Annotated in this window: 12 protein-coding genes; 8 read left to right on the top strand and 4 right to left on the bottom strand. The window is 71.1% G+C overall.

What is annotated here, in order from left to right:
• Positions 1-71: 71 nt before the first annotated feature.
• Positions 72-1,355 (top strand): MFS transporter, encoded by a 1,284-nt coding sequence (locus REH65_RS01945; protein ID WP_406690991.1) that lies wholly within the window; start codon positions 72-74, stop codon positions 1,353-1,355.
• A 70-nt stretch (positions 1,356-1,425) separates the two neighbouring features.
• Positions 1,426-2,856, top strand: coding sequence for an aldehyde dehydrogenase family protein (locus REH65_RS01940; RefSeq protein ID WP_406690990.1), 1,431 nt, complete (start codon positions 1,426-1,428; stop codon positions 2,854-2,856).
• Here REH65_RS01940 and REH65_RS01935 read toward each other — a convergent pair.
• Both REH65_RS01935 and REH65_RS01930 read right to left on the bottom strand, forming a co-directional pair.
• Positions 2,828-4,243, bottom strand: a complete 1,416-nt coding sequence (locus REH65_RS01935) for an amidase (protein WP_406690989.1) — start codon at positions 4,241-4,243, stop codon at positions 2,828-2,830. The two genes, REH65_RS01940 and REH65_RS01935, sit on opposite strands and share 29 nt — an antisense overlap.
• Before the next feature lie 20 nt (positions 4,244-4,263).
• Positions 4,264-5,232: a D-2-hydroxyacid dehydrogenase gene (locus tag REH65_RS01930; protein ID WP_406690988.1), complete on the bottom strand. Its 969-nt coding sequence runs from the start codon at positions 5,230-5,232 to the stop codon at positions 4,264-4,266.
• 216 nt (positions 5,233-5,448) lie between these two features.
• Here REH65_RS01930 and REH65_RS01925 point away from each other — a divergent pair, with 216 nt between their 5' ends.
• The 4 genes from REH65_RS01925 (at position 5,449) to REH65_RS01910 (ending at position 8,318) form a co-directional block, all read left to right on the top strand.
• Complete coding sequence (locus tag REH65_RS01925; RefSeq protein WP_406690987.1) at positions 5,449-5,943, top strand: DUF3830 family protein; 495 nt, start codon at positions 5,449-5,451, stop codon at positions 5,941-5,943.
• Positions 5,944-5,953: 10 nt separating this feature from the next.
• Positions 5,954-6,715 carry an Asp/Glu racemase gene (locus REH65_RS01920; protein WP_406690986.1) on the top strand — a complete coding sequence of 254 codons (762 nt, stop codon included), beginning with the start codon at positions 5,954-5,956 and terminating at the stop codon, positions 6,713-6,715.
• A gap of 152 nt (positions 6,716-6,867) precedes the next feature.
• Entirely contained in the window at positions 6,868-7,590 is a 723-nt protein-coding gene (locus REH65_RS01915) for a maleate cis-trans isomerase (protein WP_406690985.1), read from the top strand.
• 23 nt (positions 7,591-7,613) lie between these two features.
• The gene (locus tag REH65_RS01910) at positions 7,614-8,318 is read left to right on the top strand and encodes a GntR family transcriptional regulator (protein ID WP_281454353.1); all 705 of its coding nucleotides are present in this window, start codon (positions 7,614-7,616) and stop codon (positions 8,316-8,318) included.
• 96 nt (positions 8,319-8,414) lie between these two features.
• Here the strand turns inward: REH65_RS01910 and REH65_RS01905 are convergent, their stop codons facing one another.
• Positions 8,415-9,893 (bottom strand): NAD-dependent succinate-semialdehyde dehydrogenase, encoded by a 1,479-nt coding sequence (locus REH65_RS01905; protein ID WP_406690984.1) that lies wholly within the window; start codon positions 9,891-9,893, stop codon positions 8,415-8,417.
• A 142-nt stretch (positions 9,894-10,035) separates the two neighbouring features.
• On the opposite strand from REH65_RS01905, the gene REH65_RS01900 reads away from it, so the two are divergent.
• The gene (locus REH65_RS01900; RefSeq protein WP_281454351.1) at positions 10,036-11,292 is read left to right on the top strand and encodes an aspartate aminotransferase family protein; all 1,257 of its coding nucleotides are present in this window, start codon (positions 10,036-10,038) and stop codon (positions 11,290-11,292) included.
• A gap of 178 nt (positions 11,293-11,470) precedes the next feature.
• The gene (locus REH65_RS01895; RefSeq protein ID WP_406690983.1) at positions 11,471-12,616 is read left to right on the top strand and encodes an LCP family protein; all 1,146 of its coding nucleotides are present in this window, start codon (positions 11,471-11,473) and stop codon (positions 12,614-12,616) included.
• Between the two features lie 67 nt (positions 12,617-12,683).
• Here REH65_RS01895 and REH65_RS01890 read toward each other — a convergent pair whose 3' ends face one another.
• The gene (locus REH65_RS01890; RefSeq protein ID WP_406690982.1) at positions 12,684-13,505 is read right to left on the bottom strand and encodes a lysozyme; all 822 of its coding nucleotides are present in this window, start codon (positions 13,503-13,505) and stop codon (positions 12,684-12,686) included.
• Between the last annotated feature and the right edge of the window lie 207 nt (positions 13,506-13,712).

Below are 13,712 nucleotides of genomic sequence, written 5' to 3'. Positions count from 1 at the left end.
TGAGCATCCTACTTCCACCCCTCTTGTATCTATGATGGATACAAGTCTTTTTTCTTCGGGAGGGGTAGCACGTGTCCACGACAGTCGAAGCCGCGCCGCCGCACCGGGCGAGCGCCGGGCCGGGCGGGTCGTCCAGGACGGCCTGGCTGGTCTGGGGCGTGGGAGCGCTGTGCTACTGCGCAGCGCTGTTCCACCGCGCCGGGCTGGGTGTGGCCGCACCGGAGGCCGTGCAGCGCTTCGACGCCGGACCGGGCGTGCTCGCGATCTTCTCCGCCCTGCAGCTGGGCGTGTACCTGGTGCTGCAGATCCCGGCGGGGCTGCTGGCCGACCGGCTCGGACCCCGCAAGGGCATCACCGGCGGCATGGTCGCCCTGGCGGTGGGCTCGGCGGTGTTCGCGCTGAGCGGGTCGATCGTCGGCGGCATCGCCGGGCGGATGCTCATCGGCTTCGGTGACGCGTTCATGTTCACCAACGTGCTGCGGCTGGCCGCGCACTGGTTCCCGCCGCAGCGCTACGGCAAGGTCGCGGCGTTGACCGGGCTCGCGGGCGGGCTCGGGCAGGTCGTCTCGACGTTGCCGCTGAGCCTGTCGCTGCACTCGCTGGGCTGGGTTCCCACGTTCCTGGGCGCGGCGGCGCTGACCGCGGCTCTGGGCCTGGCCGCGGCGCTGATCATCCGCGACCGCGACACCTCCGCCCCGGCTCCTGCCCCGGAGGAGGACGAGCCGGTGGGTGAGCGGATCGTCCACAGCCTGCGGGCGGTGATCGCTCAGCGCGGGACCGGACACTCGTTCTGGACGCACTTCGTGCTCATGGCGCAGTTCGTCGCGATCACCACGCTGTGGGGCGGGCCGTGGCTGGGTGAGGCGCAGGGGCGCGGTCAGTCCGAGGTCGGGTCGTTGCTGCTGCTGAGCGTTCTGGGGTTCATCGCGGGGTCGTGGTTGGCCGGGCAGTACGTCTCGGGCCGTCCGCGTCGTCGTGAGCGCTACACGCTGGGGTTGTCGGTGATGGTCGTGGTGGTGTGGTCGGTCATGGTCGGTTGGCCGGGCGCGGTGCCGCTGCCGGTGCTGGTGGTGGCGCTGCTGGCGATCGGTGTGGCCGGGGGTGCGGCGATGCTGGCCTTCGACGGGGCGCGGATGGCCAACGCCGAGCACCGCTCCGGTACTGCCACGGGTGTGGTGAACATGGGTGGTTTCAGCGCTGCGGTGCTGATCCAGCTGCTGGTCGGTGGGGTGTTGGAGCTCGTGTCGGGTCTGGATCCGGCGGTGGGGTACCGGTGGGCGTTCACGCCGGTGCTGGTGCTGCTGGTGATCGGGACCGGTGCGCAGTGGTGGTTGCGCGACCGCTCTCGTCGGTGAGCGCGCGGCGTTAGCCTCGGGTCGGTGGCCGGCGCATCAGGCCGGCCCCGGCTTGCGAGGTGGTGAGGGCGTGTCGGGCTGGCGGTTGAGCAACCTGGTCGGCGGTGAGTCGGTTCCCGCGGTCGGTGGGGAGGCGTTGGAGCTGGTGGATCCGAGCACCGGTGAGGTGTGCGGGTCGGCTCCGCTGACGCGGTGGGCGGATGTGGATGCGGTGATGCCGGTGGCCGCGGCGGCGTTCGAGTCGTGGTCGCAGTCGACGCCGCGGCAGCGTCAGGAGGCGTTGCTGGGGTTGGCGGGTGCGGTGGAAGCGCGGGCCGAGGAGCTGGTGCTGGCCGAGTGCCGGGTGACGGGCAAGCCGTTCGAGGTGGTGCGCGGCCGGGAGTTGCCGTGGGCGGTGGATCTGCTGCGGTTCTACGCGGGTGCGGCGCGGGCGGAGCCGGGCACGGCGGGTGGGGAGTTCGTGGCGGGGTGCACGTCGTTCACGCGGCGGGAGCCGATCGGGGTGTGCGCGGCGGTGACGTCGTGGACGCATCCGCTGGTGCAGGCGGCGGCGAAGATCGGGCCTGCGGTGGCGGCGGGCAACGCGGTGGTGCTCAAGCCGGCGGAGACGACGCCGGTGAGCGCGGTGCTGGTGGGTGAGTGGGCGGGTGAGTTCTTGCCGCCGGGGGTGCTCAACGTGGTGTGCGGGGATCGGGACAGCGGTCGGGCGTTGGTGGCGCACGAGGTGCCGGGGATGTTCTCGATCACCGGGACGGTGCGGTCGGGGATGGAGGTGGCGGGTTCTGCGGCGGTGGATTTGAAGCGGGCGCATCTGCAGTTGGGTGGGAAGGCGCCTGCGGTGGTGTTCGCCGATGCGGATCTGGGGTGTGCGGCTGAGGGGATCGCGGCGGCGGCGTTCGGCAACGCGGGGCAGAGTTGCACGGCGGCGAGCCGGGTGTTGGTGGAGGAGGGTGTGCGGGAGGAGTTGTTGGGGCGGTTGGTGGAGTGCGCGGGTCGGTGGCGGCCGGGTCCGCCGCAGGACGTGGATGCGGCGTTCGGTCCGCTCAACAGCGCGGGTCAGCTGGAGTGGGTGTTGGACCGGTTGGCGCGGTTGCCGGAGGGGGCTCGGGTGGTGGCCGGTGGGCGGCGTCGGGGTGAGCGGGGTTTCTTCTTGGAGGCCACGGTGGTCGACGGGGTCGATCAGGGTGATGAGTTGGTGCAGCACGAGGTGTTGGGGCCGGTGGTGACGGTGCAGTCGTTCTCGGGTGAGGACGAGGCGGTGTCGTTGGCCAACGGGGTGCGGTACGGGTTGACGGCGAGCGTGTGGACGCGGGATCACGGTCGGGCGATGCGGATGTCGCGTCGGTTGCAGGCGGGCACGGTGTGGATCAACACCCATGACGTGCTGGTGGCGGAGATGCCGCACTCGGGTTTCAAGCACTCGGCGTCGGCGCGGGATTTCGGGGTGAACGGGTTGCAGGACTACACGCGCATCAAGCACGTGCTCTCGGCGTGGGAGTAGTGGTTCTGGGCCAGGGGTGGGTGTGTTCGTAGGCGTGGGCTGCGCGCAGGACGGTGGCGTCGGCGTGGCGGGGGCCGATGATCTGCAGGCCGATGGGCAGGCCGTCGTCGGTGCGGCCGCAGGGGATGCTGGCGGCGGGTTGCTGGGTCATGTTGAACGGGTAGGTGAACGGGGTCCAGGTGGTCCAGCGGTCTCCGTCGGTGGGGGATTCGCGGCCGGCGTCGAAGGCGGGGATGGGGACGGTGGGGGTGAGCAGGAGGTCGTAGGTCTGGTGGAAGGCGGCTGTGCGCTGGCCGAGGAGCATGCGGGTGTTGGTGGCTTCGAGGTAGTCCTGGGCGCTGTAGGTGAGGCCTTGGCGGCAGATGTCGGCGAGGCCGGGGTCCAGGAGGGCGCGTTGGTCGTCGGTGAGGTGTTCGGTGGCTTTGGCGGCTCCGGCGAACCACAGGACGTGGAAGTCCTCGCGGGGGTCGGTGATGCCGGGGTCGGCGGCTTCGACGTGGGCGCCGAGTTCTTCGAAGGCGGTGGCGGCGCGGGTGATGGCGTGGGCGATCCGGGGGTCGACGGGGGTGTTGAAGCCGAGGTCGAGGCTGACGGCGATGCGCATGCCGGTGAGTGAGCCGCCGAGGTGGTCGAGGAAGGAGTCGGTGGGTGCGGGCAGGGCGGACCAGTCGCGGGGGTCGGGGTGGGCGAGGACGTCGAGCATGAGGGCGGTGTCGGTGACGGTGGTGGTCATGGGTCCGGCGTGGGAGAGGGTGCCGAAGGGGCTGGCCGGGTAGAGGGGGATGCGTCCGTAGGTGGGTTTGAGGGTGGTGATGCCGCAGAAGGCGGCGGGGATGCGGACGGATCCGCCGCCGTCGGTGCCGAGGGCCAGGGGTGCCATGCCGGTGGCCACGGCTGCGGCGGCGCCGCCGGAGGAGCCTCCTGTGGTGCGGGTGGTGTTGTGGGGGTTGCGGGTGATGCCGTGGCGGGGGCTGTCGGTGACGGCTTTCCAGGCGAGTTCGGGGGTGGTGGTCTTGCCGACGATGACGGCGTTGTGGGCGCGCAGGTGTGCCACGGCGGGGGCGTCTTCGGTCCAGGGGCCTGCGGGGTCGATGGTGCGGGAGCCGCGCAGGGTGGGGTGGCCTTCGGTGAGGAAGAGGTCCTTGACGGAGGTGGGGACGCCGTCGAGGCGTCCGGCGGGTTGGCCTTGGTGCCAGCGCTTCTCGGATTCGCGGGCGGCTTGCAGGGTGGTTTCGGGGTCGAGGTGGCAGTAGGCGTTGATGGCGTGGTCGTGGTCGTCGATGCGCTGCAGGACGGCTTCGCAGGCTTCGACGGGGGAGAGGGTTCCGGCGGCGTAGGCGGCCAGCAGTTCGGTGGCGGGCAGCTCGGTGGGCTGGGTGTGGGCCATGGCGTCTCCGGTGGGTGGTGTCAGGTGGTGACGTAGCCGCGGTGCTTGTCGACGACGTTGCGCAGGTCGGTGCCGCGGGTGAAGGCGCGGAGGTTGTGCAGGAAGAGGTCGACGAGTTCGTCGGTCCAGCCGAGGGTGTCGCCGGACATGTGCGGGGAGATGAGCACGTTGGGCATGTCCCACAGGGGTGAGTCGGTGGGCAGCGGTTCGGTGTCGAAGACGTCGAGGGCGGCTCCGGCGATCTGGCCGCGTTGCAGGGCGGTGACCAGGGCGGGTTGGTCGACGTGCTCGCCTCGGCCGACGTTGATCAGCCGGGCGGTGGGGCGCATGGCGGCCAGCACGTCGGTGTTGATGAGCCCGTGGGTTTGGGGTGTGAGGGGTGCGGCGCAGATGAGGAAGTCGAATTCGCCTGCGACGCGGGCGAGTTCGTCGGAGGGGTGGATGTCGCCGAAGTCGGGGTCGCCGGTGCGGGCGGTGCGTCCGGCGCCGGCGACGTGGACTCCGGTGGCGGTGAGCTGGCGGGCGATGGCGCGGCCGATGGGGCCGGTGCCGATGACGAGTGCGGTCTTGCCGGCGAGGCGGTCGGTGACGCGGTGCTGCCACTGCTTGCGGTCCTGCAGGCGCAGGGTGGTGTGCATGTCCTTGGTGAAGGTCAGCGCGGTGCCCAGGACGTATTCGGCGATGGGTTGGTCGAACACGCCGCGGGAGTTGGTCAGGGCGATGTCGGAGTCGCGGAGTTCGGGGAACAGCAGGCGGTCGACTCCGGCGCTGGCGGCGTGGATCCAGCGCAGCTGGTCGGCGTGGGGCCAGGCGTCGGCGATGGCCTGGGAGCGGAAGGCCCACACGAACATCGCGTCGGTGCCGGGCAGGGCCTTGGGCAGCTCGTCGCCGGTGGCGTAGCGCAGTTCGGCGTGCTCGGCGATGCGGGCCATTTCGGCGGGGGCGTCGCCGTCGTGGAGGACGACGACGGTGGGGCGGGTGTGGATCATGCCGTTGACCTTAGGTCCGCAGGGGTGGTGGGTGATCGTCTCCCACGCCGGTTGCGCGCGTGTTTCCCCCGGTGCGGGGCATGCGAAAGGGGGTTTGGGAGAAGGCATTGACACGCTAGGAACGGTTCGTAGGATTGTCAACAATCCACTGGGCGACGGCGGTGCCGGAACGCCGGGGGGAGTCCACCGGATCATCACCGCAGGAGGAGTGGATCGATGCCCAGGTACCTGTCGATCACGCTGGAGAAGCGCGGCGTGTCGTGCGTGGCGGAACTGCTCGATGCTGACGCGCCCCGCACTTGCGAGGCGGTGTGGAACGCGCTGCCTCAGGTCGGGCCCGTGCACCACGCCAAGTACGCGCGCAACGAGATCTACACGATGGTCCCGCGCTTCGCCGTCGACGAGCCCGGGCAGGAGAACCCGACGGTCACCCCCATCCCGGGTGATGTCGTCTACTTCTCCTTCCCCGGCGGCATGCTGGACCGGGAGTTCAAGCAGGACAAGGGGATCGAGGGGCTGCCGGGGGTGATCGACCTGGCGATCTTCTACGGGCGCAACAACCTGCTGCTCAACGGCGACGTGGGCTGGGTGCCCGGCAACGTCTACGCCACGATCGTCGAGGGGCTGGCCGAGATGGCCGAGGCCTGCAACGACGTGTGGCGTTCGGGCAGCGTCGGCGAGACGCTGCGCTACGACAGGTACGAGCGGTAGGGGCGCGGCCATGCTGCCCGAAGACTTCCTCGGCGCGATGCCGGGGCCTGCGGCCCAGCGGGGGATCGGGGTGATCGCCCCGTTCGACCTGGCGCTGGACCGCGAGCTGTGGCGGTGGGTGCCCGAGGAGGTGTCGCTGCACGTGACCCGCACCCCGTTCGTGCCGGTGCCGGTGAGCGTGGAGCAGGCGAACCTGGTCTCCGACGAGGCCGCGGTGCACGCGGCCACCCGCGACCTGCTCGTGCCCGAACCGGAGGTGGTGGTCTACGCGTGCACCTCGGGCAGTTTCGTCGACGGTGCGGGCGGGCAGCGCCGGCTGGTGGAGGTGATGCGCGCGGCGGGCGCGCCGGAGGCGGTGACGACCTCGGGTGCGCTGGTGGAGGCCCTGGAGGCGCTGGGGGTGGGCAGCGTCGCGATCGCCACCCCTTACGTCGTGAGCATCACCGACCGGCTGCGGGCGTTCCTCGGCGAGCACGGCATCGGGGTGGTGGCCAGCGAGGGCCTGGGTTTGCCGGGCCGGATCTGGTCCACCCGGTACAGCGAGGTGGTCGAGATCGTGCGCGCGGCCGATCGGCCCGAGGCCGAGGCGGTGTTCATCTCGTGCACGAACCTGCCCACCTACGACCTCATCGGTCCGCTGGAGCAGGAGCTGGGCAAGCCGGTGCTGACCGCCAACCAGGTCACGATGTGGGCGGCGCTGCGGGCGATGGGGCTGGCCGCGGTCGGGGTCGAGCAGCGGTTGCTGCACGCCGTGGACGCCTCGGCCGCCTAGCTGGTCAGCACGTGACCGGACCGTAAAGAAGACATCACGAACTCTCCACCGGCCGCGGCCTCTGCGATAACATTGTCAACAATCGACACCCGGTTTTCGGGTGGCAGAGGTCGTGGTCGTTGGACGTGACAAGCACAGGATGGAGCTCCCCGGTGCCGCACACCGCAGGAATTCTGTATCCCGGTTTCAGCGCCGAAGACGACTACCCCACCTTGCAGCGCCTGCTGGGCCCCGAGGTGCGGCTGCCGCTGGTGCACACGCTCATGCGCGAGGACGCTCACCGCGTCGACGCGCTGCTGGACGTGGGCTCCGAGCAGGTCCTGGCCGACGGTGCCCGCGCACTGGGCCCGGTGGACTCGGTGATCTGGGCGTGCACCTCGGGCAGTTTCGTCTTCGGTTGGGACGGGGCGCGCGAGCAGGTCGACAAGCTGCGCGCGGTGACCGGGGTGCCCACCTCCAGCACGTCGTTCGCGTTCGTCCACGCCGCCGCGCGCCTCGGGCTCTCGCGGGTGGCGGTGGCCGCGACGTACCCGGCGGAGGTGGCGGCCCGGTTCGTGGAGTTCCTGCACGCCGCCGGCCTGGACGTGGTGGACGTGGCGGCCAGGGGCATCGTCACCGCCGCCGAGGTCGGCACGCTGGGGCGCGAGGCGGTGCTGGAGTTCGCCGCGGCCCACGATCACCCCGACGCCGAGGCGCTGCTGCTGCCGGACACGGCGCTGCACACCGCGGCGTGGCTGGAGGATCTGGAGGCCCGGGTGGGCAAGCCGGTGCTGACCGCCAACCAGGTCAGCGCGTGGGAGGCGGTGCGGCTGGCCGGTGACGACCGGCCGCGACGAGGATTGGGAACGCTGTTCGCGACCGCACCCGGTGCGTGAGCGGCGTTCGAGGATGCGAGGAAATGGTGAGCGCAGTGCTCGGGACCGAGGAGCAGAACCAGCAGCCCGGTGAGCTGGAGCCGGTGCAGCGCAAGTCCACGGCGGCGATCGTGGCCGATCAGCTGCGCGCGGCGATCATGTACGGGTCGTTGCCTCCGGGGTCGCAGCTGGGTGAGGCGGAGCTGGCGCAGCGGTTGGGTGTGAGCCGGGGGCCGTTGCGGGAGGCGATGCAGCGGCTGGTGGCCGAGGGGTTACTGCGCAGCGAGCCGCATCGCGGGTTGTTCGTGATGGATCTCGACACCGATGACGTCGCCGACATCTACCTGGCGCGGCTGGCGGTGGAACGCGCGGCGTGCGAGCAGATCGTGCGTCATCACCGGGTGGAGGCGGTGGCGGAGCTGACCGCGGCCCAGTCGCGGATGGTGGCCGCGGCGGGCAAGGGCGATGCCATCGAACTGGCCGACGCCGACCAGGAGTTCCACGAAACCCTGGTGCGCGTGTCGGGCAGCGCCCGGCTGCAGCGCATGGCCCAGACGCTGCTGGTGGAGAAGCGCATGTGCCTCACGGCGCTGCAGGACAAGTACCACGCCGACATCCAGGCCCTGGTCGACGAGCACCGAGGTCTGGTGGACGCCATCGAAGCAGGAGACGAGGCGTTGTTGCTCTCGCGCCTGGAGGGCCACATGAACGACGCCCTGGACCGACTCAACGGCTCCCTCGCCGAGTAGCAGCACTCCACGAGGAATCCGCTCAACACGACGCGGACATGACGAAGCCCCCGCTCTCTTCGAGTGCGGGGGCTTCGTCGTTGCGGTGGTCGGCGGTCACAGGCCGCCGATGGAGATGTACTTGGGTTCGAGGAATTCGTCGATGCCGAGCCTGCCGCCTTCGCGGCCGAGGCCGGAGGCCTTGACGCCGCCGAAGGGGGCGGCGGGGTTGGACACGATGCCCTGGTTGAGGCCGACCATGCCGGTGTCGAGGGCTTCGCTGACGCGCAGGCCGCGCTGCAGGTTCTGCGTGAACAGGTAGCTGACCAGGCCGTACTCGGTGTTGTTGGCCTTGTCGATGGCCTCGCGCTCGTCGGTGAAGGTGGTGATGGGCGCGACCGGGCCGAAGATCTCCTCGGAGGCCATCCGCGCGCCCTCGGGCACGTCGGTGAGCACGGTGGGGGTGTAGAAGTAGCCGTCGCCGCCGTGGGCCTGGCCGCCGGTGACGACCTGGGCTCCCTGGGCGATGGCGTCGGAGACCAGGTCGGTGACCTTGCCGAGCTGCTTGGCGTCGATGAGCGGGCCGACCTGGACGTCGTCGGCGACACCGCGGCCGATGGTCAGGGCCGACATGCGTTCGGCGAGCTTGTCGGAGAAGGCCGGTGCGATGTCGGCGTGGACGTAGAAGCGGTTCGCGGCGGTGCAGGCCTCGCCGATGTTGCGCATCTTGGCCTGCATGGCGCCTTCGACGGCGGCGTCGAGGTCGGCGTCGTCGAAGACCAGGAACGGGGCGTTGCCGCCGAGTTCGAGGGAGACCTTGAGGACCTGCTGGGCGGACTGCTCGATGAGCTTGCGGCCCACGGCGGTGGAGCCGGTGAACGAGAGCTTGCGGGCGCGCGGGTCGCGGATCATGGGTTCCATGACGCCGCCGGCGTCGGCGGCGGTGACGACGTTGAGCACGCCGTCGGGCAGGCCGGCTTCGCGGAGGATGTCGGCCAGGGCCAGCATCGACAGCGGGGTCTGGTGGGCGGGTTTGATGATCGAGGTGCAGCCGGCGGCGATGGCGGGGCCGATCTTGCGGGTGCCCATGGCCATCGGGAAGTTCCACGGGGTGATCAGCAGGGCGGGGCCGACGGGCTGGCGGGTGATCAGGAACCGGCCCGCGCCGTTGGGCGGGACGGCGTAGTCGCCGCCGATGCGCACGGCCTCCTCGGCGAACCAGCGGAAGAACTCCGCGGCGTAGGTGATCTCGCCGCGCGCCTCGGCCAGCGGTTTGCCCATCTCGAGGGTCATCAGCAGCGCGAGGTCTTCGCGGCGGGAGATGATGATCTCGTAGGCGCGGCGCAGGATCTCGCCGCGTTCGCGCGGCGGGTGGGAGGCCCAGTCGGCCTGGGCGTCGTGGGCGGCGGCCAGGGCGGCCAGGGCGTCGTCGGGGGAGGCGTCGGCGACCTGGCACAGGGTGGTGCCGGTGGCGGGGTCTTCGACGTCGAAGGTGCGGGCGTCGGTGGCGTCGCGCCACTTGCCGCCGATGAGCAGTTGCTTGGGGGCGGCCTCGACGACGGTCGCCTCGCGGGGGTGCGTTGGGGTGGTGGTCATCGCTGAGCGGACCCTCCTGGGTGTCGACGGTTCCTCGATTGCCAACCTAGACCGCTTCGGTGGTGGACACCGGGTGTTGCTGATGGTTGCATGACTGCCTAGATTGTCAACAATCCTACATTCCGCACGCTTGGAGTCGATCATGACGGAGCTCTCCCCGGCGCTCAAGCAGGCGACCCCGGTGCTGGCCGCGCGCGGCGAAGGGGTCTACCTCTACGACACCGACGACCGCCCGTACCTGGACTTCACCGCCGGCATCGGCGTCACCAGCACCGGACACTGCCACCCGCGCGTGGTCGAGGCCGCCCAGCGCCAGGTGGGCACCCTCATCCACGGCCAGTACACGACCGTGATGCACCAGCCGCTGCTGGCGCTGACCGAACGCCTCGGCGACGTCCTCCCGCAGGGGCTGGACCGGGTGTTCTACGTCAACTCCGGTAGTGAAGCGGTCGAAGCCTCGGTTCGGTTGGCGCGACACGCCACCGGACGGGCCAACATCATCGCCTTCCAGGGTGGTTTTCACGGGCGCACGATGGGCGCGGCCGCGCTGACCACCTCCGGGGTGAAGGTGCGCGCCGGCATCGGGCCGATGATGGGCGGGGTCGTGTTCTCCCCGTTCCCCGAGGCCTACCGGTGGCGCTGCACCGCGGAGGAGGCCGTGTCGCGGGCGCTGGCCGAGTTCGACCAGCTGCTGCTGACCCAGACCAGCCCGCGCGACACCGCCGCGATCATCGTCGAGCCCGTGCTCGGCGAAGGCGGCTACATCCCCGCGCCCCCGGAGTTCCTGGCCGGGCTGCGCGAACGCGCCGACGCCCACGGCATCCTGCTCATCGTCGACGAGGTGCAGACCGGCGTCGGGCGCACCGGCCGGTTCTGGGGCCACGACCACGCCGGTATCCGCCCCGACATCCTCATCACCGCCAAGGGCCTGGCCAGCGGATTCCCGATCTCGGCCATCGCCGCGAGCGAGGAGCTGATGAGCAAGGCCTGGCCGGGATCGCAAGGCGGCACCTACGGCGGCAACGCGGTGGCCGCGGCCGCGGCCCTGGCCACCCTCGACGTGGTGGAGCAGGAAGGTCTGGTCGCCAACGCCGCCGAGCAGGGCGCGCGGCTGGCCGAAGGACTCCGCAAGGTCGCCGCCGACCACCCCGTCATCGGCGACGTGCGCGGCCTCGGGCTGATGCTCGGCAACGAGTTCACCACCCCGGAGGGCGCACCGGACGCGGCCACCGCGGCCCGGGCGCACGCCCAGGCCGCCGAAGCCGGGCTGCTGCTGCTGACCTGCGGCCCGCATGGCAACGTGGTGCGCATGATCCCGCCGCTGGTGGTCACCGGCGAGCAGGTCGACGCCGCGCTGGAGCGGTGGTCCACCGCGGTGCGGGCGGCCGTGGCAAGCTAGGAGATGCGCCGCTGGTGGCGGGTGTGAGATCTCGCTCGCTCCCGCCACCAGCACAAACCCGCAATCTCGGATCACTGTTCGATAGCGGCGGCCACCTGCGCGACGTGCTTCTGCGATGCTGCACGCCACACAGCGGCGCGTGCGGGACGCGTCGCCATCAACCGACGCAGGTGTGAGCATGAGCGACTGGTCGGCGGGCGGACCGCCGAGGCGAAGGCCGCCGCAGGGCGGCGACGACCGCTACGACTACTACCGCGGCGGCAGGCCCCCGCAAGGACGGCAACCGCAGGGACGGCGCCCCGCGCCGCCACCGCCACCCGGCCGGCCCCCGCAGGGGCGACGGACCGGGCCACCCCCGCCGCGGCGGCGCCGCCCCAACTGGGGCAAGCGCATCGGCATCGCGCTGCTGGTGGTCGTGGTGCTGCTGGGTGCGCTGGTGTTCTACTTCGACAGCATGCTGCAGCGCACCGCCGCCCTGGAGTTCGAAGGCCAGGCCGCCGACTCGGCGGGCAGCAACTGGCTGCTGGTGGGCTCGGACTCCCGCGAAGGTCTCGACGAGGCCCAGCGCGAGGAGCTCTCCGCCGGTGACGCCGGCGGGCGGCGCACCGACTCGATGATGATCGTGCACATCCCCTCCGGCGGCGGCCAGCCCGCGCTGATCAGCCTGCCCCGCGACTCCTACGTCGCCATCCCCGGGCACGGCAAGACGAAGCTGAACTCGGCGTTCTCCTTCGGCGGGCCGCAACTGCTGGCCCAGACCATCGAGCAGAACACCGGCGTGCACATCGACCACTACGCCGAGATCGGTTTCGGCGGGTTCGCCGACCTCGTCGACGCCGTCGGCGGTGTGGACATCTGCCTGGACAAGCCCATGGACGACAACATGGCCAACGTCCACCTGCCGCAGGGCTGCCAGGAACTCGACGGGCCGCAGGCGCTGGGCTTCGTGCGCGCCCGCTACTCCCTCGACGGCGGCGACCTCGAACGCGCCGAGAACCAGCGCAAGCTGCTCGGTGCCCTGGTCGACAAGGGCACCAGCCCGGCCACGCTGATCAACCCGTTCCGGCTGTTCCCGCTGGCCTCCGGCGCCAGCAAGACGTTCCTGGTCAACGACTCCGACCACATCTGGCACCTGATGTCGCTGGCGCTGGCGATGGGCGATGTCAGCGGCGGTCAGGGCGTCACGACCCAGGTGCCCTTCGGGCGCTTCGGCCGCGACTCCGACGGCGGTTCGGTCATCGTGTGGGACAAGGACAAGGCCGGCCGCCTGTTCGAGGCCATCACCAACGACCAGCCCATCCCGCAGGACCTGCTCGAGCAGTAGGACCGGGCTCACGAACGAGAGCGGGCCACCCCCGAAGTGCCGGGGTGGCCCGCTCTCGTCGTCGGTGTCAGCCCGCGAAGGCGAGCAGCTGGTTGAAGTCGCCGTTGAAGGCGTCCTGACCGCCGGGCATCGGACCGACGTCACCGTGCTGCCAGATCGTGTGGTACCACCAGCCCGCCGGCAGCGGCCCGATCTCCGGGGCGTAGCGGGCGATCCACAGCGGGTTGTTCACCGCGAAGTCCGGGTTGCCGCCGGTGCACTGGTTCCACCACGACGCCGTCGTGTAGATCATCGGGAACCGGCCGGTGCGCGCCAGGTAGGTGCTGGAGAAATCCGCGATCCAGTGCGACATCGCCACCGGGTCCAGCCCGAAGCACGTGTCGCCGTAGGGGTTGTGCTCGATGTCGAGCACCCCGGGCAAGGTGCCGGTGCCCGGGGCCCAGCCGCCGCCGTTGTCGACGAAGAAGTGCGCCTGGGCAGCACCGGTCGACCGGTCCGGCAACGCGAAGTGGTAGGCCCCGCGCACCATGCCGACCGCGGCCGCGCCCTGCACCTGACCGGCGAAGGAATCCGAGCGGAACCCGGTTCCCTCGGTGGCCTTGACGTAGGCGAACCGCGCCCCGTCGGCCCACGCCCGCCCCCAGTCGACCTGCGGCTGGTGCCCGCTGACATCGGTGCCCGCGACCGAACCGGCCGGGATCTGCGCCGGGGCGCGCTCACCCGGGCCCGCGCTGTAGCCCATCCACGCGCCCTGCGGGTCGTGCGGGTCCACCCGCGGCCCGGCGTGGGCGGGCACGGCCACGCCGGACAGGGCGGCCACCGCGGCCAGTAACACCACGGCGGCGCGGCGGCGCGGGGCGCTGCGGGAACGACCGGGGCGTCGGAACATGGGCGGCCTCCTCACGTCAACACCGACCGGCCCGGATCACGGGGAAGGCGGTGCGGTGCGTACGAAAACGGGGTCGGACGAGCACGGGACGCGCGGGTGATCTTGCGCGCGCAAGGAGGGTAACCCGACGTCAACGCCCCTGCCGGTTAACGACGCGCCGGTGTTTCGTATTCGCCGCTGCGCTGCCGGGCCGGGTCCGTCCACAGT

Source organism: Saccharopolyspora sp. ID03-671, from assembly GCF_045278815.1.
Lineage (GTDB): Bacteria > Actinomycetota > Actinomycetes > Mycobacteriales > Pseudonocardiaceae > Saccharopolyspora > Saccharopolyspora ipomoeae.
This window is presented reverse-complemented; position numbering and strand designations above follow the sequence as displayed.

Bases quoted from the DNA above. Each gene is read 5' to 3' on its own strand.
- REH65_RS01935 (WP_406690989.1), bottom strand. From the start codon at position 4,243: ATGGCCCACACCCAGCCCACCGAGCTGCCCGCCACCGAACTGCTGGCC.
- REH65_RS01930 (WP_406690988.1), bottom strand. From the start codon at position 5,232: ATGATCCACACCCGCCCCACCGTCGTCGTCCTCCACGACGGCGACGCC.
- REH65_RS01925 (WP_406690987.1), top strand. From the start codon at position 5,449: ATGCCCAGGTACCTGTCGATCACGCTGGAGAAGCGCGGCGTGTCGTGC.
- REH65_RS01920 (WP_406690986.1), top strand. From the start codon at position 5,954: ATGCTGCCCGAAGACTTCCTCGGCGCGATGCCGGGGCCTGCGGCCCAG.
- REH65_RS01910 (WP_281454353.1), top strand. From the start codon at position 7,614: ATGGTGAGCGCAGTGCTCGGGACCGAGGAGCAGAACCAGCAGCCCGGT.
- REH65_RS01905 (WP_406690984.1), bottom strand. From the start codon at position 9,893: ATGACCACCACCCCAACGCACCCCCGCGAGGCGACCGTCGTCGAGGCC.
- REH65_RS01900 (WP_281454351.1), top strand. From the start codon at position 10,036: ATGACGGAGCTCTCCCCGGCGCTCAAGCAGGCGACCCCGGTGCTGGCC.
- REH65_RS01895 (WP_406690983.1), top strand. From the start codon at position 11,471: ATGAGCGACTGGTCGGCGGGCGGACCGCCGAGGCGAAGGCCGCCGCAG.
- REH65_RS01890 (WP_406690982.1), bottom strand. From the start codon at position 13,505: ATGTTCCGACGCCCCGGTCGTTCCCGCAGCGCCCCGCGCCGCCGCGCC.